Here is a 20,396-nt window from a genome sequence, read left to right as displayed (position 1 = left end):
TGTGATCGGCTGTTGTGCCGGTCAGCTTCCGCATAAACAGGCAGCGGTCAACTGAATTTTCTTTTCAAAACAACGGATTGATCCATGACTTCACGCACCATTCTGATCGTCGATGACGATGACGACCTGCGCGGCACGCTCGTTGAGCAATTGTCTCTCTATGAGGAATTCGATGTCCTGCAGGAATCAACCGCCGCCAAAGGCGTCGCCACGGCCCGCGGCGGCCTCATCGATCTGCTCATCATGGATGTCGGCCTGCCCGACATGGATGGCCGGGAGGCGGTGAAGATACTACGCAAGGGCGGCTACAAGTCGCCCATCATTATGCTGACGGGACACGACACCGATTCCGACACGATTCTCGGCCTCGAAGCCGGCGCCAACGACTATGTGACCAAGCCGTTCCGCTTCGCGGTTCTCTTGGCCCGCATCCGTGCCCAGCTTCGCCAGCATGAGCAGAGCGAAGACGCCACCTTTTCGGTCGGCCCCTACACTTTCAAGCCCAGCCAGAAGCTTCTGATCGACCAGCGCGGCGCCAAGGTGCGGTTGACCGAAAAGGAAGCCTCGATCATCAAGTATCTCTATCGCGCCGACCAGAAGGTGGTGACGCGCGACGTGCTGCTCGAGGAGGTCTGGGGCTACAATTCCGGCGTCACCACGCACACGCTGGAAACCCATGTCTATCGGCTGCGCCAGAAGATCGAGCGCGATCCTTCCAATGCAGAAATTCTTGTGACAGAAAGCGGCGGCTACAAGCTGGTTCCTTAAACATTTAATCATTCAATCAGCGGTCGGGGCAGGGGCCGCTTTCGGGGTACGATCCTGAGACTGGAGGTGGTTCTGGATCGAACTCGCTGACGCATCGGCCCAAAAATCGGGTTCGATTTTTGGAAAGCACGGTGGGTCAAGTTCAAAGCGTTCGAGCGTCCTTTGCGCGTCGAAAGGAGACTCGGCGCTCTAAGGGAGGGATTGGACTGGCCGTTCGGGGACATAGCTAGATGGCGTTGGATGACGACATCCGCATCCTGTCCGCCGTGAGGCTCTTCGAGGGCTTCACGCAGGAACAGTTGCGTCTGCTCGCCTTTGGCGCGGAAACCACCAGCCTGCAGGCCGACCACAAGCTTTACCGCGAGGACGACGAGGCCGATTGTGCCTATATCGTGGTCAGTGGGCGCATCGTCCTCTATCGCGAGCAGGATGGCGCCCGCGTGCCGATAGGAACGGCCGGCCCCGGTACCATGCTGAGCGAACTGGCGCTGATCGCCGACACCAACCGGCTGACCAGCGCATCCGCCGAAATCGATTCGGAAGTGCTGCGGCTCAGCCGCAAGATGTTTCGCCGCATTCTGGAGGAGTATCCCGAGGTCGCGGTCCATCTGCACCAGCGTATCTCGGAGGATTTTCAGGCATTGATCCGCCGCATCGAGAAACTGGCGCCGCGTTTCGACAACTGAACCGGATGCTTTTCAACTCGCACTCGCAACCAACAGACCGTGAAAGCCAATCGGATCAGGGCGGCAAGGGTTGAGGTGTGTCGAGATTCAGATCAGGCCGAGCCGGAGTCGAAGACGGGCGCGAAGCGACCAGAATGGTGGGGTCCGAGAACCGGAGCGGAGCGTACTTTTGGGTACGTGAGCACCGGAAGCGCAGGAGACCACCATTCGCAGGCCGGCCTCATCTGAATATCGATACACCTAATCCAGGTCGAACCGCGCGATCACCGGCACATGGTCCGAAGGCCGTTCCCAGCCGCGCGCCGGCCGCAGGATTTCGTAGCCGGCAAAGCTCGGCACCAGGTTTGGCGACGACCAGACATGGTCGAGCCGCCGGCCGCGATCCGACGCTTCCCAATCCTGCGCGCGATAGCTCCACCAGGTGTAGAGCTTCTGCTCATAAGGCACGTTGAGCCGCATCAGGTCGACCCAGTTGCCGGCGAGCCGCATCGCCTCGAAACTTTCCGTCTCGACCGGCGTATGGCTGACCACTTTCAGGAGCTGCTTGTGCGACCAGACATCGTGCTCGAGCGGCGCGATGTTGAGGTCGCCGACCAGGATCGAGCCGGACATTTCGTCGTGCTCGGCACGGATGGCGTTCATTTCGGCGACGAAATCCAGCTTGTGCCTGAACTTGCGGTTGATCTCCGGATCGGGCTCGTCGCCGCCGGCCGGCACATAGAAATTGTGCAGCAGGATCGCCTTGCCGCCGGCCCGCACGGTGACCGACAGATGCCGGCAGTCCTCGATCTCGCAGAAGCGGCGCTTTTCGACCACTTCGAGCGGCCGGCGCGCCACCGTCGCCACGCCGTGATAGCCCTTCTGGCCGTGGAACACGATGTGCTCGTAGCCGAGCTTGCGAAAGGCCGCCTCGGGAAACAGCTCGTCGGGAACTTTGGTTTCCTGCAGGCAGAGCACGTCCGGTGCCTGTTCGACAAGCAGGCGTTCGACGAGCGGCATGCGCAGGCGGACGGAATTGATGTTCCAGGTAGCGATGGAAAAGGGCATGTTTGGGATTCCGGGACAGCGCAAGGTCCGCCAGATGGCTCCGACGGAAAGTCAATCCCGGAAACTACTGCCAGCCGCGCACCGCAAAAACAAGCCGGCCGCGCGCGGAGCGCGGCCCGGGCTGGCACCAGGGTTCGCTGAGATTCAGGTCAGGCCGAGTCGAGAATGGTGGGTTCCGAGAACCGGAGCGGAGCGTACTTAAAGTACGTGAGCACCGGAAGCGCAGGAACCCGCCATTCGCAGGCCGGCCTCACCTGAATAACAGCGGATCCTACCGCGACTTGGTGTTCAGCTCGCGGTTCGCCGTATAGTCGATGGCAAAGGTGTCGGGGGCGAAGCTTACGCCTTCCCTGACGTTGAAGATCATCACCGTCGTGTCCTTGCCTTGCGCATCGGTGATCGTCCATTGGCGCAATTCGTAGGTTTTCGGATCGAACATCATGGTGATCTTCGAACTGCCGAACACCGATTTGTCGGCGAGTTGGATGGTGGTGACGTCGTTCTCTTCCTTGACGCTTTTGACGCGGCCGCCGGAGAGATCGATCTTGTTGTCGAGGAGCAGCTTGAGCGGCGTTTTCGACAACGGGTAGAGATCGGACGTTTTCAGCCGCTTGTTGAGGATGACCACCGACTTGCCGTCGGAAATCACCCTGAAATTCGACGTCCCGTCATAGTTGAAGCGGATCTTGCCCGGCCGTTCCAGAAAGAACTTGCCGCCGGTCTGCTCGCCCTTGGGTCCGAACTGCACGAATTCGCCGGCCATCGATTTGACCGAGGAAAAATGGTCGGCGATCTTCTGCGCGGTGGGTGGCACCGCCGCTTGCGCCGACGCCAGCAACTGGACCCCGGGCACGACGTTGATCGCCGCAGCACCTGCCAGGACCAGGCCGAGGCCAAGCAGCTGGCGGCGGGTCGGGGCAAAGTCGCTGATCGTGGCAAAAGAAGAGTTTTTCATGCCGGTCACTTTCGTCTGGTTTATCTGTTGTCGCAGTGTTTGGCCCCCCAGTTGGGCTTAAGTTTGGCGGCCGAACAGCGCTTGGTCGTTGCAAACGCGCCAGAAGGTTCAAAGTTGCCGCCGTCAGGTTGCAGCCGCGAAAATCCTATCGGTTGGTGCCGGGGCGGATCAGAAATTGTCGTCCTCCGTCGGCACCAGAATCTCGCGTTTTCCGGCATGGTTGGCCGGGCCGACAATGCCTTCCTTCTCCATCTTCTCGATGATCGAGGCGGCGCGGTTGTAGCCGATGCCGAGCCGGCGCTGGATGTAGCTGGTCGAGGCCTTGCCGTCGCGCAGCACCACGGCAACGGCCTGATCGTAGGGATCGTCGGAATCCTCGAAATTGCCGCCGCCACCGCCCGAACCCCCCTTGCCCGACGGCTCGTCGTCGTCCTCATCGTCATCCTCGGTGATGGCGTCGAGATATTCCGGCACGCCCTGCAGCTTCAGATGAGCGACGATCTTCTCGACCTCGTCATCGGAAACAAAGGGGCCGTGTACGCGCTGGATGCGGCCGCCACCGGCCATGTAGAGCATGTCGCCCATGCCAAGCAGCTGTTCGGCGCCCTGCTCGCCCAGAATGGTGCGGCTGTCGATCTTCGACGTCACCTGGAAGGAGATGCGGGTCGGGAAGTTGGCCTTGATCGTGCCGGTGATGACGTCGACCGACGGCCGCTGCGTCGCCATGATGACGTGGATGCCGGCGGCGCGCGCCATCTGCGCCAGACGCTGCACCGCGCCTTCGATGTCCTTGCCGGCGACCATCATCAAATCGGCCATCTCGTCGATAATGACGACGATGTAGGGCATCGGCTCGAGATCGAGGTTTTCGGTCTCGTAGACCGCTTCGCCGGTCTGGCGGTCAAAGCCGGTCTGCACGGTGCGCGAGATTTTCTCGCCTTTCTTCTCCGCCTGCTGCACCCGCGCGTTGAAACCGTCGATGTTGCGGACGCCGACCTTGGACATCTTGCGGTAGCGGTCCTCCATCTCGCGCACGGTCCATTTCAGCGCCACTACCGCCTTCTTCGGGTCGGTGACGACAGGCGTCAGAAGATGCGGGATGCCGTCATAGACCGAGAGCTCCAGCATTTTCGGGTCGATCATGATCAGTCGGCAGTCCTGCGGCGTCAGCCGGTAGAGCAGCGACAGGATCATGGTGTTGATGGCGACAGACTTGCCCGAACCGGTGGTGCCGGCGACCAGCACGTGCGGCATCTTGGCGATGTCGACGATGACCGCCTCGCCATTGATGGTTTTGCCGAGCGCCAGCGCCAGCTTGGCCTTGGTGGTCTCGAAATCGCGGCTGGCCATGATTTCCCTGAGATAGACGGTCTCGCGCTTGGCGTTCGGCAGCTCGATGCCGATGGCGTTGCGGCCGGGCACCACCGCGACGCGGCAGGCGATCGCGCTCATCGAGCGGGCGATGTCGTCGGACAGGCCGATGACCCGCGACGATTTGATGCCGGGCGCCGGCTCCAGCTCGTAAAGCGTGACGACCGGGCCGGGGCGGACATGGATGATCTCGCCCTTGACGCCGAAATCCTCCAGCACGCCCTCGAGCAGACGGGCATTCTGCTCGAGCGCGTCCTTGGACAGGCTGGCGTCGCGCACGACGTTCTTCGGTTCGGACAGGAAATGCAGCGACGGCATTTCGAATTGTTCGGAGCCGATCAGCGAGGTCTGGGCTTCGCGCTGGACACGAGCGCCCGGAACGGGTCGGGGCGCCGGCGCCGCGACGCGTGTGGCCGCATCGGAGCGGAACGGCTGCACCTTCGCATTGGGCGCAGTGCTGCGCTGGCCCACGGGCTCCGGCGCAAAATCCATGTCGTCGTCATCGTCAAAAACATCGGCGTCGTCGGGATCGAGCGAGGCGCTGCGGTCGTTGACCATGGCGGCGAAGAATTCCGGCTCGACGCGGGCGCGGCCATCGGGGCTCATCCGCGCTTCGGCGAACTCGGCCGATTCGACCCTCTCGGCAGCGCGGCGCCAGGCGCTGGCGCGCGGTTCCATCTCCGGTTCGAAATCGTCGCGTTCCCGGCGGCGCGCGGCGCGGCGGCGGAGATAGGCACGCAACGACAGCCACCAATGCGTGATCGCGCCAAGCGCCAGAATGCCCTCGTCGCCTTCGTCCTCGTCATTGTCGAAAAGCAGGTCGTCCTGGTCCCTCGGATCGGGTGCAGCCGGTTGCTCCAGGACGGCGAAACCGTTCTGGCGCGCAATCAGCGCCGAGCCATAGGCAAACAGCCACAGTGCCGGGGCGGCGAGAAGCACGGCGAGCACGCTGGCGATGAGACCTGTCGGGTAGCCGCCGACGACGAGACCGGGAATCTGGAGCACCATGTCGCCGAACACGCCGCCGAGACCGGTCGGCAGCGGCCAGGTCTTCGGCGGCACCACGCAGCCGGCGATGGCCGCGGCAAGCACCGCGTAGCCGAACCAGGCGAGCCCGCGCTTCGGCAGCCTGTCGACGCCGCGCGCCGAAAACAGCAGAAATCCCCAGACCACCGCCGGCACCAGCGCCGCGACGGCTGCAAGGCCGAAGAACTGCATGGCAAGGTCGGAGAAGACAGCGCCCACATAGCCCATGGCGTTGGTGACGATATTATCGGTGGCGTGGGAGAAGCTTGGGTCGGCGACGTTCCAGGTGGCGAGGCTGGCGATACCGAAGGCGACCAGCGCAAACAGGCCGGCGCCGACCAGCCGACCGACCTGACGCCGCGCGAACGCCCGGATGCCGTACCCCGTATCGGCCAGCGCGAGCGGTGCTGAAGCCCCTGAACGCATTCGTCGTTCCCCGTCTGTCATGGACTGGCCGGACGCATGACGCACTCCGGCAGATTCGGATGCCAGACTAGCGGCGGGAAGGTTAAGGCCGCATTAACCATGGGCGTGCCGGCAACTCCCGGGTGGAAAAGCGGTCACAGAAATGGCGGGCACGCCGGCCCGCCATCATTTTGGATCGGCAGGTCGATCAGGCTCAGCCTGATCGCCAGACCTTAGGGCGCCGCGCGTCCCATTAGACGGCCGCGCTAACACTAATTTGATTGGAGCATGATCCTTTCCGAACCCAAGTTCGGGTCATGCGTTCGGGGTCATGCGCTAGTTGGCGCCGCCGAGCGCCTGCACGTTCGCGCAGAACTCGGCATACGGCTTGCTCATCGCCGCGTCATTGCATTCTTTCTTCATGGCTTCCTGCTTTTCCTTCGGCATCGACATGAAGGTGGTCTTGAATTCCGCCATCGGCTTCATGGTCTTCATGCTGGAGTCTGTGTAGAACGGCGCCATGTTGTCGGGTGAGTCGAGAGCGCCGGCAAATGCCGCTCCGCTGATCATGGAAAGAGCAAGCGCTCCGAGGTAGATGTTCTTGATGTTCATGACTGGTTTCCTTCCCTGTTGTTTTCACGAGCGCCCGAACGACGACCGCCACCACAGTTCGGAACCAGCACGGCCGATGTTTCATCGACTAAGGACATCAAGCGCCCGATCAAACGATTGTGATCGAGCCTGAACCGCCACCGGCACGGCGTCCCACAACAAAAGGAGGCCCGGAACGGATCCGGGCCTCAATGCGTGAGCCCTTGCAGGAGCGTCACGACGGGATGGGAGAATGCGGGGCGGCCAAGGCCGCCCCAGACATGACTTACGGGTGATAGGCCGCTTCGCCATGCGCGGTGAGGTCGAGCCCTTCACGCTCTGCATCGGCTGTCGGGCGCAAGCCTACGATCATATCGACGATCTTGTAGAGGATGGCGCTGCCGATACCCGACCACAGCACGGTTACCAGGACACCCTTGAACTGCGACCACAGCTGGGTCGCCGTGCCGGCATAGCCGGCGGCGAAGTCGGCTGTCGAATAATCGACGATGCCAGCGCCGCCGAGGGCGGGATTGACCAGGATGCCGGTGCCGAGTGCGCCGATGATGCCGCCGATGCAGTGAATGCCGAAGACATCGAGGCTGTCGTCGTAGCCGAACTTGTTCTTCACTACCGAGACGAAGAAGTAGCAGACACAGGTGGCGACGATGCCGAGCACGATGGCGCCCATCGGTCCGGCAAAACCGGCGGCGGGCGTGACGGCGACAAGGCCGGTAACAGCGCCCGAAACCGCACCAAGCATGGACGCCTTGCCGCGCAGCAGCGTTTCAAGCACGATCCAGGTCACCGCCGCCGCCGCCGTGGCGACGAAGGTGTTGACCATGGCCAGCACCGCATAGGCGTTGGCTTCGAGGTTCGAACCGGCGTTGAAGCCGAACCAGCCGACCCACAGCAGCGAAGCGCCGACCATGGTCAGCGTCATGGAGTGCGGCGCCATGACGTCCTTGTTGTAGCCAATGCGCTTGCCGATCATGAGCGCCCCGACAAGGCCGGCGATGCCCGCATTGATGTGAACGACGGTGCCGCCGGCGAAGTCGATGGCGCCGAAGCCGAAGATGAGCCCCGACGGGTCGCTATAAGCGCTCGGGCCACCCCAGAACCAGACCATATGCGCGATCGGGAAGTAGACGAATGTGACCCACAGGATGGTGAAAAGGATCACGGCAGAAAACTTGACGCGTTCGGCGAAGGCGCCGACGATCAGGGCGGGCGTGATGCAGGCGAAAGTCATCTGGAAGAGGACGAACACCAGTTCAGGAATGGCGACGCCCTTGGTGAAGGTTTCCGACACCGTCGTCACGTCGACCCCGGCAAGAAACATCTTGGAAAGGCCGCCGACGAAGGCGTTGCCTGGGGTGAAGGCAAGGCTGTAGCCGTAGAAAACCCAGACGATCATGACCACGCTGGTGATGGTGAAGACCTGCATCAGCACCGACAGCATATTTTTGGCGCGAACCAGGCCGCCGTAGAAAAGGGCAAGGCCGGGAATGGTCATCAACAGCACCAGGATGGTGGAAATCATCATCCACGTCGTGTCGCCCTTGTCGACGGTAAAGGCCGGCGCGGCTGGCGCTGCCGGTGCCGCTTCCTGCGCGAATGCGGCGACCGTGCCCAGTGCTGCGATAGCGAGCGAGCCCAGCAGCGCGGTGCGCGCCGCCGACTTCAAAGTAGAAGGAATATTCATTGAACTCTCCATTGGAATACGTGTCCGCAGCTCAAAGCGCGTCGGTGTCTGTTTCGCCGGTGCGAATGCGCACCGCCTGGTCGATGCCGAAGACGAAGATCTTGCCGTCGCCGATCTGACCGGTCTTGGCCGCCGCGGTGATGGCTTCGACGGCCTTGTCGACCATGTCCAGGCCGACCGCGACTTCGATCTTGATCTTCGGCAGGAAGCTGACCGCGTATTCCGCCCCGCGATAGATTTCCGTGTGTCCCTTCTGCCGCCCGTAGCCTTTGACTTCGGTGACGGTCAGGCCCTGGATGCCGACTGCGGTGAGCGCTTCGCGCACCTCGTCGAGCTTGAACGGCTTGATGATTGCCATCACGATTTTCATAAGGTTTCACCCTTTGCTGTTGCGGGTCCCCGCGTTTGTACGACTTCGCCGATCCCCATGAGAGCCGGAGAGTGCCCGCTAGGATTCAAGCTCCGTGCCAATTGCCGAAGCAGGGTGTTAACCTGTTGTTAAATAAGGAATTGGGGAAGGTTTGTCGGCTGACTGTTCATAGTCGCAGCAGCACAGCTGATTAAAAAATAGGCAATTTTTCAAAATTGCCTATTCGGCAGGCGGCCGCTTCAGCCTGATCAGGCCTTCCTGGGCAACCGAGGCGATCAACGTGCCGTCGCGGGCAAACAGCGACCCGCGAGTGAACCCCCGCGACCCTTGCGTCGACGGGCTGTCCTGCGTGTACAGCATCCAGTCGTCGAGCGGATGGCTGCGGTGGAACCACATGGCATGATCGAGGCTCGCCGCCTGGATGTCGCTATCGAAAATGGCGCGGCCATGCGCAAAGGTCGAGGTATCGAGCAGCGTCATGTCGGAAAGATAGGCAAGCACTGCCGCCTGCGTGGCGCGATCGGCCGGAACCGGGCCGGTCGTGCGGATCCAGATGTTCTGCTTCGGCTCCAGCTTTTCCCGGCTGGTGTAATGCTCCAGCATCACCGGCTTCATCTCGATCGGCCGGTCACGCTCCCAGTAGCGCCTGATGCCGTCGGGCACGGCCTCGCCGAACTTGCCAATCAGTTCGCGCTGCGACAGCAATGTGTCGGGCGCCGGCACGTCCTGCGGCATCGGCACCTGATGCTCGAGCCCGACCTCTTCCTGCTGGAACGAGGCTTCCAGCGAAAAGATCGCCTGGCCGTGCTGGACAGCCACGACACGGCGCGTGGTGAAGGAGCCGCCGTCGCGGATGCGGTCGACCTGGTAGATGATCGGCACCTTGGTGTCGCCGGGCCGCATGAAATAGCCGTGCAGCGAATGCACGTGGCGTTCGGGCTCCACCGTTCGCTGGGCGGCGACCAGCGCCTGGGCGATGGTCTGGCCACCGAAGACACGCTGCCAGTCGAGTTTGGGGCTGCGACCTCGGTACAGGTTGTGTTCCAGCTGCTCGAGGTCGAGAATGCCGAGAAGCTCGTCCATGGCCGCCGTCATGTTTCGCGCCCTCGCCGTAGAAGTGTTATTGCTTTCCGACAGGAATGACGGGCAGTCAAGGCCGGAAGGGAATTTTGGCCGGAAAGGAATTGCCATGGTGGACCGCAAGGCGGATGCAAAAAACCGAACCTCGCTCGATATCTTGGTCGCCGGCGCCGGCTATGTCGGCCTTGCCGCCGCGGTATCGCTGAAACAGGCACGACCAAGCCTGGCGGTCGCTGTCGTCGACGCCGCGCCCGCCGGTGTCTGGCAAAAGGACGGCCGCGCCTCGGCCATCGCCGCTGCCGCTTGCCGCATGCTCGACCAGCTCGGCGTCTGGGCCGAAATCGCGCCCGAGGCGCAGGCGATCACCGAGATGATCGTCACCGATTCGCGCACTTCCGATCCGGTGCGCCCGGTGTTTCTCACTTTCGATGGCGAGGTCGCGCCCGGCGAAGCTTTTGCGCATATGGTCGCCAACAGGGATTTGAATGGCGCCTTGCGCCGGCGCGCTGAAAAACTCGGCATCGACATCATCGAAGGCGTCGCAGTCAGTGCCTTCGACGTGAACGGCGCCGGCATCACCGTGCATCTTGCCGACGGCGCGACGCTGAAGGCGCGGCTGCTGGTCGCCGCCGACGGCGTCAACTCGAAGCTGCGCGACATGGCCGGCATCAAGACGGTGAAATGGGAGTACGGCCAGTCCGGCATCGTCTGCACTGTCGCCCATGAACGGCCGCACAACGGCCGCGCCGAAGAGCATTTTCTGCCAGCCGGCCCCTTCGCCACGCTGCCGCTCAAGCCGGACAAGGACGGGACCAACCGCTCGTCGATCGTCTGGGTCGAGCGGTCGGAAGATGCCGAAAAACTGGTCGACAGCGACGACCTCGTCTTCGAGCACGAGCTGGAACAGCGGTTTGGCCTGAAGCTCGGCGAAATTCACGTCGCCGACAGGCCACGCGCCTGGCCGCTCGGCCTGACGCTTGCCCGCGCCTTCGTCGCGCCGCGCATTGCCCTCGCCGGCGACGCCGCCCACGGCATCCACCCGATCGCCGGCCAGGGCCTGAATCTCGGCTTCAAGGATGTGGCGGCTCTCGCCGAGGTGGTGGTCGAGGCCGACCGGCTCGGCCAGGATATCGGCGCGCTCGACGTGCTCGAGCGCTACCAGCAGTGGCGGCGTTTCGACACGCTGCAGATGGGCATCACCACCGATGTCCTGAACCGGCTGTTTTCCAACGACATCGGCCCGTTGCGGGCCGTCCGCGACATCGGCCTCGGCCTCGTCGAACGCATGCCGCGCTTGAAGGATTTCTTCATCCGCCAGGCGTCCGGACTGTCCGGCAACACGCCGAAACTGCTCAAGGGCGAGGCGATCTGAACCCGGAAGGGCGGCAAACCAATATTGAGCGTCAGGCAATTTCGTTCAGTTGACCTCGAAGCCCAGCTTCTGCCGCAGCCGCAGTACCCGCTGGTCGGATATCTTCAGGGGCTGTTCACCAGCCTGCGCCGCGCGGTTCACCATCTGCAGCAAATCGTTTCGCTCAGTCACATCCAGACGTTCGCGCAGGAACGGCGCCAGCTTGTCGATGACGATCGTGGCATCGTCGATCTGTGACGCCGCCCATTTGGCGTAGACCACGGCCTCATCGGTCTTCTTGTCGTTCGCAATCTCCGAAATCACCGACCGAATCGCGGCTTCGCGCTGCGGCAGGACAGGGCCGTTCTCGGAAACGATGGCGGTGATCAACGTCGCGGCCGCCACGACCGGATCGTCGATCGCCGTCAGCGGTGAGAGCGCTGCCTGCTTGCGCAGTCTCTTGCGGCGAATGTTCCCTTGGACACGCCCGACGACCTCCGCGACCTCGCGCGCCGCATCGTTCATGGCCTTCATCCGATACCACCAGAATGCCGCCGCTCCCAACAGCCCAATTGCAGCAATCAGTATATGCATGCCCGTGATCCCCAAACCGCGGCGACGATAGGAGAAGTGCTGCCTCGCTTCAACACGCAAAAATTGCGCGCGCCGAAGAAATTTGATTCAGCCGGACGCAAAACAGAATAATCGCTAGGACCCCGGCACGTTGTAGATCGCCCTGACCTCGATCGTGCCGATTTCGGCCAGCGGGATGCCGCCGGCAATCTCCAGCGCCTCGTCGATATCCCCGGCCTCGATCATGACGAAGCCGAGCAATTGCTCCTTGGTCTCGGCGAAAGGGCCGTCTGTGATCAGCCGCTTGCCCTTGCGCCGGCGCACGGTTTTCGCGGTCTTCACCGACTGCAGCGCTTGCGCGATGATCAGCCGACCGCTTTGCTCCACCGATTTGTCATAGGCCAGCGAGTCGGCGTCGAGCTTGGCCAGCCTCTCCGGGCTCATTGCATAAAGGTCTTTTTCCTCACCATAGACTAGGCAAACGTATTTCATCTCTCATCTTCCTTGTTGTGACGAACCGTTGGCAACCAAGGTCTCAGCCGGGCTTTTGAGCGCCGCATGATCGACAAGTGACACCGTAACCCCGATGATGGCGACTGCCACAAGCAGTCGACCGAAACCGGAAGGTGACTGATGCAACCAGTCGGCTTCTGTCCAGCAGCCTTTCGGCCGGTGTGCCTCCAGTGAGCAGAAAACAGACTATTCATGTGATCCTCCATCCGGCCACGAAATCAGGGGCCGCCCGCAGGACGACCGAGGCGGATGGAAGTCGACATTTTTGCACGTGGATTTTTTTAACGCGTCGCCATTGACGCGAAAGCACGGGTGGCCTTCGTGCCCACGCGCGCTATAGTCGATCAGACGCCGATCACGGCTCAGCCACCACATCAAGGAGGAATTCATGGACCGCACCGCAAACGCTGTCTGGAAAGGCAATCTGAAAGAGGGCAAGGGCACGCTCGACACGCAGAGCGGGACTCTGAAAGGCACGCCTTACTCGTTCAAGATGCGCTTCGAGGACGAGAGCGGCAAATCCGGCACCAATCCGGAGGAACTGATCGCGGCGGCGCATGCCGGTTGCTTTGCCATGCAGCTTTCGCATGTCCTGGCCGAGAACGGCACCCCCGCCACCGAACTCGACGCCAAGGCCGTGGTGACGCTGGTTCCAGGCACCGGCATCACCGGCAGCGCGCTCACGCTGGTCGGCAAGGTGCCGGGCATCGATGCCGCGAAATTCCAGGAGCTGGCCGAACAGGCCAAGGCCGGGTGTCCGGTTTCGAAGGCGCTCGGCGCCATCAAGGTTTCGCTCGACGCCAAGCTCGGCTGAGCAGATGGCATGAGGTGATAAACGCCGGCTCCAGGGCTGGCGTTTTCATTTGTGGGGCGTCGGTGATCCTTAACACCCCCTCTGTCCTGCAGGACAGACGGGGGTGCTGTCCATCCGACGCCTCAAAAAGGTCGTTAGCTTGCTTCGCCGGTCAGCGCGTCAATTCGTGCGCGCAATTGTGCGACCTCTTCCTCGAGAGCCTGCACGCGCGCTTCGAGGTCCGAAGCCGGCGACGGTGATTGCAGGGGCGTTGCAGCCACCGCTGGCGTCTGCACCGGCCCGCCCAAGAGATGCACATAGCGGTCCTCACGCTGGCCGGGACCACGATCGATCTGCTGAACGAGCGGCGGCTTGCGGCCGATCAACAGGTCGAGATTGCTGCGAAGCTCGTCGATGGAGGGTAACCGCGCCATGCGCTCGCTGCGCGCCAGCAATTCATGCGCGGTCTGCGGACCGCGCAGCAACAGCAGCCCAAGCAGAGCGATCTGCGCCGAAGTCAGCGAAAAGCGCTGCGCAACGACATGCTCGTAACGCTCGACGCGCGAGGCAAAGACCTGCCTGACCAGGCCCTTGTGCTCGAGCTGGCCAAGTGCTCGTCTCACCTCGACAAGCTCAACCGACATCACCGGCTCGCGCGCCGTCTTCTGGTTGGCGGCGGCATGCGCTGCATTGAGCGTCAGCGGGTAGATATCGGGCGTCAGTTCCCTCTTTTCGATCAGGCAACCGAGCACGCGCACTTCGACGGGAGAGAGGATGGGCAGTTCGGTGTCGGTCATTGGTCGGCTATCCTTTGAAGCTGGCGGGACAGCGCCCCCCCACTTGGGGGGAGATTGGATGTCACCTCGGCTTTCGCCAATCTCCAACATTGCAGACGGGGCGAGGTCGGTGAAGCTGCCAATCTCCCTCCTTGTGGGGGAGATGTCCGGCAGGACAGAGGGGGGCGCGAAGGATCACTACCGACGAGATGATCCCTGCAGCAACCCCGTCCGCCGCTACACCCTTCTCTCCACCATCATCTTCTTGATCTCGGCGATCGCCTTGGCCGGATTGAGGCCCTTGGGACAGGTCTGGGCGCAGTTCATGATAGTGTGGCAGCGATAGAGCCGGAACGGGTCTTCGAGGTTGTCGAGCCGTTCGCCCGTGGCCTCGTCCCGGGAATCGATCAGCCAGCGATAGGCCTGCAACAGCGTCGCCGGGCCGAGATAGCGGTCGCCGTTCCACCAGTAGCTCGGGCATGAGGTCGAACAGCACGCGCACAAGATGCATTCATACAGCCCGTCGAGCTTTTCGCGGTCCTCGTGGCTCTGCAGCCATTCCTTGGCCGGCTCGGGCGACACCGTCTTCAACCATGGCTCGATCGAAGCGTGCTGGGCGTAGAAATTGGTGAGGTCGGGCACTAGGTCCTTGACCACCGGCATATGCGGCAGCGGGTAGACCTTGATCGCGCCGGAAATGTCGTCGCAGCCCTTGGTGCAGGCGAGCGTGTTGGAACCGTCGATATTCATGGCGCAGGAGCCGCAAATGCCCTCGCGGCAGGAGCGGCGCAGCGTCAGCGTCGGGTCGATCTTGTTCTTGATGTAGAGCAGCGCGTCGAGCACCATCGGCCCGCAATCGTCCATGTCGACGAAATAGGTGTCCATGCGCGGGTTCTCGTCATCGTCCGGCGACCAGCGGTAGATGCGGTACTCGCGCAGATTGGTCGCGCCTTCCGGCTTTGGCCAGGTTTTCCCGACGTTGATCTTCGAGTTCTTGGGAAGCGTGAGTTCGACCATTACCTCAGGTCCTTTCGGATGACGAGCTTCAGCCCGGACCAAGTCCCGTTCACGGCGGCCATCGTCAATACACCCTGGCCTTGGGCGCGATTTTGGCCGGATTGATGCCGCCGTCTGCTTCCCTAAGCAGCGGCTCGGTGTGCACCGGCCGATAGCTGAGCGTCACCTCGCCGGCGTCGCTGAGCCGGGCCAGCGTGTGCTTGCGCCAGTTCGCATCGTCGCGCGCCGAAAAATCTTCCCGCGCATGCGCGCCGCGGCTCTCCTTGCGCGCTTCGGCGCCGTAGACCGTGGTGATGGCGTTGGCCATCAGATTTTCCAGCTCCAGCGTCTCTACCAGGTCGGAGTTCCAGATCATCGAGCGATCGAACACTTTTACGTCCTTGAGCTCGCCCCAGATCTGCGAAATGCGCTTGCAGCCGCTTTCCAGCGATTCCTGCGTGCGGAACACCGCCGCATCGTCCTGCATCGCCTTCTGCATTTTTTCCCGCAGCACGGCGGTCGGCGTCGAGCCGTTGGCATGACGCAGCCGGTCGAAGCGGTCCATGGTCTTCTCGACCGAGGCCTCATTGGGCGACGGGATCGCCGCGTTGCGGTCGATCACCTTGCCGGCTCGGATCGCCGCCGCGCGGCCAAACACCACCAGATCGATCAGCGAATTCGAGCCCAGCCGGTTGGCGCCATGCACGGAAGCGCAGCCGGCTTCGCCGACCGCCATCAGCCCGGGCGACACCTGGTCCGGGTTCAAGGCAGTGGGGTTGAGCACCTCGCCCCAGTAATTGGTCGGCACGCCGCCCATATTGTAGTGGACCGTCGGCAGTACCGGGATCGGCTCTTTGGTCAGATCGACGCCGGCAAAGATTTTTGCTGACTCCGAAATCCCCGGAAGTCTCTCGTGCAAAACGGCCGGATCGAGGTGGTCGAGGTGGAGAAAAATATGGTCCTTCCTCGGTCCGACGCCGCGCCCTTCGCGGATCTCCAGCGTCATGCAGCGCGAGACCACGTCGCGCGAGGCAAGGTCCTTGGCCGATGGCGCGTAGCGTTCCATGAAGCGCTCGCCTTCGGAATTGACGAGATAGCCGCCCTCGCCGCGCGCGCCCTCGGTGATCAGGCAGCCGGCGCCGTAGATGCCGGTCGGGTGGAACTGCACGAACTCCATATCCTGCAGCGGCAGCCCGGCCCGCGCTGCCATGCCGCCGCCGTCGCCGGTGCATGTGTGCGCCGAGGTCGCCGAGAAATAGGCGCGGCCATAGCCGCCGGTCGCCAGCACCACCATTTTTGCCGAAAAACGGTGGATGGTGCCGTCGTCGAGGTTCCAGGCGACGACGCCGGTGCAGGTGCCGTCCGGCTCCATCATCAGGTCGAGCGCGAAATACTCGATGAAGAACTGCGCATTGTGCTTCAGCGATTGGCCGTAGAGCGTGTGCAGCATGGCGTGGCCGGTACGGTCGGCGGCGGCACAGGTGCGCTGGACCGGCGGTCCCTCGCCGAAATTCATCATCATGCCGCCGAACGGCCGCTGGTAGATTTTCCCGTCCTCCGTGCGGCTGAAGGGAACGCCGTAATGCTCAAGCTCGTAGACCGCCGCCGGCGCCTCGCGAACCATGTATTCCTGTGCGTCGGTGTCACCGAGCCAATCCGAACCCTTGACCGTGTCGAAGAGGTGCCACTGCCAGTTGTCGGGGCCCATATTGGCGAGCGAAGCGGCGATGCCGCCCTGCGCCGCCACCGTATGCGACCGCGTCGGGAAAACCTTGGTGATGCAGGCGGTGCGCAGGCCCTGTTCGGCCATGCCGAGCGTGGCGCGCAGGCCGGCGCCGCCGGCGCCGACCACCACGACGTCGAATTTGTGGTCGACATAGCTATAGGCGGACGCCGTGTTGGCGTTTTTCGCGTCCTTGGCCAAAACTCAGCCTCCAAATGCCAGTTTGAGCAGGGCGAAGATCGATGCGACGCCGACCACTACGGGAAAGAATGTGTTGAGCGCCAGCAGCGCCAGTCTCATGCCCTCGCCATGCACATAGTCCTCGATGATCGCCTGCATGCCGAGCCGCATATGATAGAGCCCGGACAACAGCACCAGGGCCAGGACCAGCGCCACGAACGGGTTGGCAAGCGCGGCGCGCACTTCCGCATAGCCGGCGCCGTTCAACGCGATCAGGAAGCCGACGAAAAACAGGATCAGCGGGATGTTGGCGACCGCCGTCAGGCGCTGGCGCCAGAAATGCTCCGTGCCTTCGCGGGCGGAGCCGAGGCCGCGGACTTTCGCCAGCGGCGTGCGCATGTCGGTGTTGTGGTGGCTCACGATCAGGCTCCCCGCGCCATATAGCCGGCGATCCAGATCAGCAGCGTCAGTACAATCGAGCCGGCCAGCGTCGCCCAGGCGATCCTCGAGGCCGTATCCTTTTCAAGACCTGCCCCGGTGTCCCAGATAAGATGGCGCACGCCGCCCAGCATGTGGTGCATCAGCGCCCAGGTGTAGCCGAACAGCACCAGCCGCCCCAGCCACGAGCCGAAGGCCCAGTTGACGGCATCGAAGGTGGATTGCGAGCTCGCCGCCGCCATCAGCCACAGCGCGACGAGCAGCGTGCCGAAATAGAGCGCCCCACCGGTGATGCGATGGATGATCGACATCGTCATCGTGATCGGCGGTCGATAGACGGTCAGATGCGGCGAAAGCGGCCGTTCACGTCTGGCAAATTCGCGGGTGGCTGGTGATTTGCTCATGGCTCCCCCAGTTCGGTGTCTCTGGAGCCTCAGGTGGAAATGCGGCGTTACCGCTTCCGGATGCGACTTCGGACAGCCGGTTTCTAATGCTCTTTTTGCACCGCGTCAAAGCCGGAAAATCGTTTCGAAAACGTAATTTAGTCTGACTGAATAGCCCGTTTTCGCTTCAATCGATTAGGGCGCGACCCAAAGCCGGCGCAATGTTCGCTGCACTGCGGCATATCTGCCCGGCTTGGGCGTCCAGGGTGTGTTGAGATTCAGGTCAGGCCGAGTCGAAAATGGTAGCTTACGAGAACCGGAGCGGAGCGTACATTTCCGTACGTGAGCCCGCGCATGACCCCGCGGTCATGCGCAAAATCAAAGTTCTACTGCGTCCTTTGCGCGCCCAAGAGGGCGCACGGCGCTGTAGGTAAGCGGAGGAGGCTGCCAGTTGCAGGCCGGCCTCACCTGAATATCAATGCACCCGATTAGCGCTTGCAGGTCAGCGGCGTCTTCCCGCCCTTCATCACCAGCGCGTCGCGCCCGTCGATCACGATTGCGTCATGCGCCTCGCCGAAGCGGCTATTTTGATTGGCTGGTGAGGCCGGCAGGTCCTCGCTGGCGCCGTCCGGGCCAAGCACGCGAACCGAGGTGCCGAGATTTTCGATGGTGATCCTGGCGCCATCGGCGCAAGTGTAGGTCGCGGTGCGCGGCTGCGGCGAATCGGCGAGCGGATTTCCGGTATTCGGCGCATTGGTCTGCGACACGCAGGCAGCAGTGATCAGCAATGGGAAAAGCGCAGGCGTTATCCGAAACGTCCGGCCTAACGCCATATGCTGCCTCCCTACGCGTCAATCCAGCCGCGGTGGTTTGCCGAGATTACCCGCGCCACGCGATGGTGCGGGCAAGCATGGCCGAATGATGGCCGCAGCGCAGGCGCCGGATATTAACCATGTTTGCCGAGATCTGGCTGCCAGCAGGGGGCCGGCATCTTAACAAAGGTTAAGAAAAGGTTAATTTGTGATTCGAGCAAGACTCGCCTCTGACAAATGGGGGACGCCATGCGTTCGAATTCAGGCAGATCGCGCCTCCCGGCGCTCATCCTGGTGGCGGTGGCCATCGGCTTCGCAGCACCGGCACTCGCCGGGACGCGCGACCGCGTCTACGCCGATTCCTTCGGAAATCTCGTCATCGAGAGCGCCGCCGGTTACAAGCGCATCCTCGTTGGCGACGGCAACCTGGCCAAGGAGCTGTCGGACTACACCGGCGCCGGCCAGCCCAAAATCATCTATGAAAACGACGCGGATGACGTCAGCAGCCGCGACTGCTACCGGCCGCCGGTTTTCGTGAAGGGCCGCAGCTATATGTACGGGCTTTCCGACGGCGAGATGCCCGAGCTCAGCCCCTGCCGCTGATCTTCGGCCCGGCGTTGGCGACAGCCGTCTGCCGGGAGGCGATCGACCCTATCGAGATGCGCACGCAATTGCGTCCGCTGCCCTTCGCTTGATAGAGCGCTTCATCGGCGCGCTGCAGCAGGTCGGAAAACCCTTCGGCCGGGTGAAGCTCGGCAACGCCGAAGCTGGCGGTGCAACGATGGTGCGCCGGCAGACAGTCTATCGGCAGGGCCCCGAAAGCGCTGCTCGTGCCTTCGGCGAAGAGCCGCGCGGCGGCGAGGTTGGTTCCCGGCAGGATGATGGCGAATTCCTCACCACCGATGCGGCCGGCGACGTGGTGATCGGCGGCCGCATCACGCAGGAAGCCGGCAAAGGCCTCGATGACCCGGTCGCCGGACGCGTGGCCGAAACTGTCGTTGATGCTCTTGAAATGATCGAGGTCGGCGATGACCAGGGCGACCGGAATACCCTTGCGCACCGCGTCACGCATCGCGAGCTCGGCATGACGTTCGAAGCCGCCCCGGTTGAGCAGCCTTGATAGCGTGTCCGTCTCCGACTTCGATGTCGCCTCGGCGAGCACGTCACGGACCACAATGACCAGAATGAGAAGCGCGATTGTCATGCCGAATACAGTGCCTAGTGATTGCGACACCAGAGCGTAGTTGCTGTGCAGATAGGCCTGCGGATTGACACCCCAGCCGCCCAATGCATGGGCGATGAACGGCTTGCTCACGAATTGCAGGGCGCTGGCCGCCAGAACGGCCATCAGCGCACGGTCGAGCCAGTCGCGTCTTTGCCTGGACGACCAGACGATGGCGACGCCTACGAACTGCATGGCCGCATAGGGAAACTGGTAGGCCATCATGCGGGCAAGCGACTGGCGCGGCAGGTCCTGCACGAAATACACGGCCACGGTGGCCGCAAACAGGAAGACGAACATCGGCGCCCAGGGCGGCGCCACACCGTATTTATGGGCAAGCCCGCCATTGAAGGCGATGGTGGCGCCAAGGAAAACGGCGAAGCCCGCGACGACCGCGGGTCGCGCATTGTCGAAGACCGGAATGCTGAACTCGATGGCGAAATAGGCCATCCCGAGCAGATAACCGAAAACCAGCCAGCGCGCCGGCGCGCGCGCCGCATCGTTGAACGAGATGGTCATGAAGGCAGCCGCCAGCAGGCCGGCCACGAGCAGGTTGATTGCAAGGATGAACTCTGCACCGCCGCCCATGTGGTTTTTCGCACTCCCTGCGCCAGCAAATCACAAACGGGCGA

At 62.7% G+C, this 20,396-nt stretch carries 21 protein-coding genes; 5 read left to right on the top strand and 16 right to left on the bottom strand.

Annotated features, from left to right (window positions below):
* Positions 1–84: 84 nt before the first annotated feature.
* Both AC0NIE_RS05615 and AC0NIE_RS05610 read left to right on the top strand, forming a co-directional pair.
* Positions 85–768, top strand: a complete 684-nt coding sequence (locus AC0NIE_RS05615) for a response regulator transcription factor (protein ID WP_029349304.1) — start codon at positions 85–87, stop codon at positions 766–768.
* A 230-nt stretch (positions 769–998) separates the two neighbouring features.
* Positions 999–1,454, top strand: a complete 456-nt coding sequence (locus AC0NIE_RS05610; RefSeq protein WP_473485910.1) for a cyclic nucleotide-binding domain-containing protein — start codon at positions 999–1,001, stop codon at positions 1,452–1,454.
* A 240-nt stretch (positions 1,455–1,694) separates the two neighbouring features.
* Here the strand turns inward: AC0NIE_RS05610 and AC0NIE_RS05605 are convergent, their stop codons facing one another.
* The 7 genes from AC0NIE_RS05605 to tesB all read right to left on the bottom strand — a co-directional run bounded on the left by AC0NIE_RS05605 (position 1,695) and on the right by tesB (position 10,019).
* Entirely contained in the window at positions 1,695–2,501 is an 807-nt protein-coding gene (locus tag AC0NIE_RS05605; protein WP_473485911.1) for an exodeoxyribonuclease III, read from the bottom strand.
* Positions 2,502–2,772: 271 nt separating this feature from the next.
* The gene (locus AC0NIE_RS05600; protein WP_473485912.1) at positions 2,773–3,456 is read right to left on the bottom strand and encodes an outer membrane lipoprotein carrier protein LolA; all 684 of its coding nucleotides are present in this window, start codon (positions 3,454–3,456) and stop codon (positions 2,773–2,775) included.
* A gap of 168 nt (positions 3,457–3,624) precedes the next feature.
* Positions 3,625–6,279: an FtsK/SpoIIIE family DNA translocase gene (locus AC0NIE_RS05595; RefSeq protein WP_473485913.1), complete on the bottom strand. Its 2,655-nt coding sequence runs from the start codon at positions 6,277–6,279 to the stop codon at positions 3,625–3,627.
* 315 nt (positions 6,280–6,594) lie between these two features.
* Complete coding sequence (locus tag AC0NIE_RS05590; protein WP_473485914.1) at positions 6,595–6,870, bottom strand: hypothetical protein; 276 nt, start codon at positions 6,868–6,870, stop codon at positions 6,595–6,597.
* A 265-nt stretch (positions 6,871–7,135) separates the two neighbouring features.
* Positions 7,136–8,554 (bottom strand): ammonium transporter, encoded by a 1,419-nt coding sequence (locus tag AC0NIE_RS05585; RefSeq protein ID WP_473485915.1) that lies wholly within the window; start codon positions 8,552–8,554, stop codon positions 7,136–7,138.
* Between the two features lie 31 nt (positions 8,555–8,585).
* A complete protein-coding gene (locus tag AC0NIE_RS05580; RefSeq protein ID WP_023800571.1) occupies positions 8,586–8,924 on the bottom strand; it encodes a P-II family nitrogen regulator in 339 nt (112 codons plus the stop codon).
* A 219-nt stretch (positions 8,925–9,143) separates the two neighbouring features.
* Entirely contained in the window at positions 9,144–10,019 is an 876-nt protein-coding gene (tesB, locus tag AC0NIE_RS05575) for an acyl-CoA thioesterase II (protein WP_123148825.1), read from the bottom strand.
* A gap of 94 nt (positions 10,020–10,113) precedes the next feature.
* Between tesB and AC0NIE_RS05570 the strand changes: the two genes are divergently transcribed.
* Complete coding sequence (locus AC0NIE_RS05570; RefSeq protein WP_473486011.1) at positions 10,114–11,376, top strand: ubiquinone biosynthesis hydroxylase; 1,263 nt, start codon at positions 10,114–10,116, stop codon at positions 11,374–11,376.
* 45 nt (positions 11,377–11,421) lie between these two features.
* Here the strand turns inward: AC0NIE_RS05570 and AC0NIE_RS05565 are convergent, their stop codons facing one another.
* Together AC0NIE_RS05565 and AC0NIE_RS05560 are read right to left on the bottom strand one after the other, a co-directional pair.
* Positions 11,422–11,949 (bottom strand): hypothetical protein, encoded by a 528-nt coding sequence (locus AC0NIE_RS05565; RefSeq protein ID WP_473485916.1) that lies wholly within the window; start codon positions 11,947–11,949, stop codon positions 11,422–11,424.
* A gap of 114 nt (positions 11,950–12,063) precedes the next feature.
* Positions 12,064–12,420, bottom strand: coding sequence for a YciI family protein (locus AC0NIE_RS05560; RefSeq protein WP_095495584.1), 357 nt, complete (start codon positions 12,418–12,420; stop codon positions 12,064–12,066).
* A gap of 409 nt (positions 12,421–12,829) precedes the next feature.
* On the opposite strand from AC0NIE_RS05560, the gene AC0NIE_RS05555 reads away from it, so the two are divergent.
* Positions 12,830–13,255 (top strand): OsmC family protein, encoded by a 426-nt coding sequence (locus tag AC0NIE_RS05555; RefSeq protein WP_135934169.1) that lies wholly within the window; start codon positions 12,830–12,832, stop codon positions 13,253–13,255.
* Positions 13,256–13,389: 134 nt separating this feature from the next.
* On the opposite strand, the gene AC0NIE_RS05550 is transcribed toward AC0NIE_RS05555, so the two are convergent.
* From AC0NIE_RS05550 to AC0NIE_RS05525, 6 genes are all read right to left on the bottom strand, one after another.
* The gene (locus tag AC0NIE_RS05550; RefSeq protein ID WP_473485917.1) at positions 13,390–14,031 is read right to left on the bottom strand and encodes a YceH family protein; all 642 of its coding nucleotides are present in this window, start codon (positions 14,029–14,031) and stop codon (positions 13,390–13,392) included.
* Between the two features lie 216 nt (positions 14,032–14,247).
* Positions 14,248–15,027, bottom strand: coding sequence for a succinate dehydrogenase iron-sulfur subunit (locus AC0NIE_RS05545; RefSeq protein WP_473485918.1), 780 nt, complete (start codon positions 15,025–15,027; stop codon positions 14,248–14,250).
* Between the two features lie 64 nt (positions 15,028–15,091).
* A complete protein-coding gene (gene sdhA / locus AC0NIE_RS05540; RefSeq protein WP_473485919.1) occupies positions 15,092–16,930 on the bottom strand; it encodes a succinate dehydrogenase flavoprotein subunit in 1,839 nt (612 codons plus the stop codon).
* A gap of 3 nt (positions 16,931–16,933) precedes the next feature.
* Entirely contained in the window at positions 16,934–17,308 is a 375-nt protein-coding gene (gene sdhD / locus AC0NIE_RS05535) for a succinate dehydrogenase, hydrophobic membrane anchor protein (RefSeq protein WP_473486012.1), read from the bottom strand.
* A 23-nt stretch (positions 17,309–17,331) separates the two neighbouring features.
* The gene (gene sdhC, locus AC0NIE_RS05530) at positions 17,332–17,751 is read right to left on the bottom strand and encodes a succinate dehydrogenase, cytochrome b556 subunit (RefSeq protein WP_473485920.1); all 420 of its coding nucleotides are present in this window, start codon (positions 17,749–17,751) and stop codon (positions 17,332–17,334) included.
* A 467-nt stretch (positions 17,752–18,218) separates the two neighbouring features.
* Entirely contained in the window at positions 18,219–18,563 is a 345-nt protein-coding gene (locus AC0NIE_RS05525) for a hypothetical protein (protein WP_473485921.1), read from the bottom strand.
* Positions 18,564–18,791: 228 nt separating this feature from the next.
* On the opposite strand from AC0NIE_RS05525, the gene AC0NIE_RS05520 reads away from it, so the two are divergent.
* Entirely contained in the window at positions 18,792–19,145 is a 354-nt protein-coding gene (locus AC0NIE_RS05520; protein ID WP_473485922.1) for a hypothetical protein, read from the top strand.
* On the opposite strand, the gene AC0NIE_RS05515 is transcribed toward AC0NIE_RS05520, so the two are convergent.
* Positions 19,129–20,352 carry a GGDEF domain-containing protein gene (locus AC0NIE_RS05515; RefSeq protein WP_473485923.1) on the bottom strand — a complete coding sequence of 408 codons (1,224 nt, stop codon included), beginning with the start codon at positions 20,350–20,352 and terminating at the stop codon, positions 19,129–19,131. The two genes, AC0NIE_RS05520 and AC0NIE_RS05515, sit on opposite strands and share 17 nt — an antisense overlap.
* Between the last annotated feature and the right edge of the window lie 44 nt (positions 20,353–20,396).

Source organism: Mesorhizobium sp. WSM4842 (genome assembly GCF_055901575.1).
This window is presented reverse-complemented; position numbering and strand designations above follow the sequence as displayed.

Bases quoted from the DNA above. Each gene is read 5' to 3' on its own strand.
- AC0NIE_RS05615 (WP_029349304.1), top strand. From the start codon at position 85: ATGACTTCACGCACCATTCTGATCGTCGATGACGATGACGACCTGCGC.
- AC0NIE_RS05610 (WP_473485910.1), top strand. From the start codon at position 999: ATGGCGTTGGATGACGACATCCGCATCCTGTCCGCCGTGAGGCTCTTC.
- AC0NIE_RS05605 (WP_473485911.1), bottom strand. From the start codon at position 2,501: ATGCCCTTTTCCATCGCTACCTGGAACATCAATTCCGTCCGCCTGCGC.
- AC0NIE_RS05600 (WP_473485912.1), bottom strand. From the start codon at position 3,456: ATGAAAAACTCTTCTTTTGCCACGATCAGCGACTTTGCCCCGACCCGC.
- AC0NIE_RS05595 (WP_473485913.1), bottom strand. From the start codon at position 6,279: ATGCGTTCAGGGGCTTCAGCACCGCTCGCGCTGGCCGATACGGGGTAC.
- AC0NIE_RS05590 (WP_473485914.1), bottom strand. From the start codon at position 6,870: ATGAACATCAAGAACATCTACCTCGGAGCGCTTGCTCTTTCCATGATC.
- AC0NIE_RS05585 (WP_473485915.1), bottom strand. From the start codon at position 8,554: ATGAATATTCCTTCTACTTTGAAGTCGGCGGCGCGCACCGCGCTGCTG.
- AC0NIE_RS05580 (WP_023800571.1), bottom strand. From the start codon at position 8,924: ATGAAAATCGTGATGGCAATCATCAAGCCGTTCAAGCTCGACGAGGTG.
- tesB (WP_123148825.1), bottom strand. From the start codon at position 10,019: ATGACGGCGGCCATGGACGAGCTTCTCGGCATTCTCGACCTCGAGCAG.
- AC0NIE_RS05570 (WP_473486011.1), top strand. From the start codon at position 10,114: ATGGTGGACCGCAAGGCGGATGCAAAAAACCGAACCTCGCTCGATATC.
- AC0NIE_RS05565 (WP_473485916.1), bottom strand. From the start codon at position 11,949: ATGCATATACTGATTGCTGCAATTGGGCTGTTGGGAGCGGCGGCATTC.
- AC0NIE_RS05560 (WP_095495584.1), bottom strand. From the start codon at position 12,420: ATGAAATACGTTTGCCTAGTCTATGGTGAGGAAAAAGACCTTTATGCA.
- AC0NIE_RS05555 (WP_135934169.1), top strand. From the start codon at position 12,830: ATGGACCGCACCGCAAACGCTGTCTGGAAAGGCAATCTGAAAGAGGGC.
- AC0NIE_RS05550 (WP_473485917.1), bottom strand. From the start codon at position 14,031: ATGACCGACACCGAACTGCCCATCCTCTCTCCCGTCGAAGTGCGCGTG.
- AC0NIE_RS05545 (WP_473485918.1), bottom strand. From the start codon at position 15,027: ATGGTCGAACTCACGCTTCCCAAGAACTCGAAGATCAACGTCGGGAAA.
- sdhD (WP_473486012.1), bottom strand. From the start codon at position 17,308: ATGCGCACGCCGCTGGCGAAAGTCCGCGGCCTCGGCTCCGCCCGCGAA.
- sdhC (WP_473485920.1), bottom strand. From the start codon at position 17,751: ATGAGCAAATCACCAGCCACCCGCGAATTTGCCAGACGTGAACGGCCG.
- AC0NIE_RS05525 (WP_473485921.1), bottom strand. From the start codon at position 18,563: ATGGCGTTAGGCCGGACGTTTCGGATAACGCCTGCGCTTTTCCCATTG.
- AC0NIE_RS05520 (WP_473485922.1), top strand. From the start codon at position 18,792: ATGCGTTCGAATTCAGGCAGATCGCGCCTCCCGGCGCTCATCCTGGTG.
- AC0NIE_RS05515 (WP_473485923.1), bottom strand. From the start codon at position 20,352: ATGGGCGGCGGTGCAGAGTTCATCCTTGCAATCAACCTGCTCGTGGCC.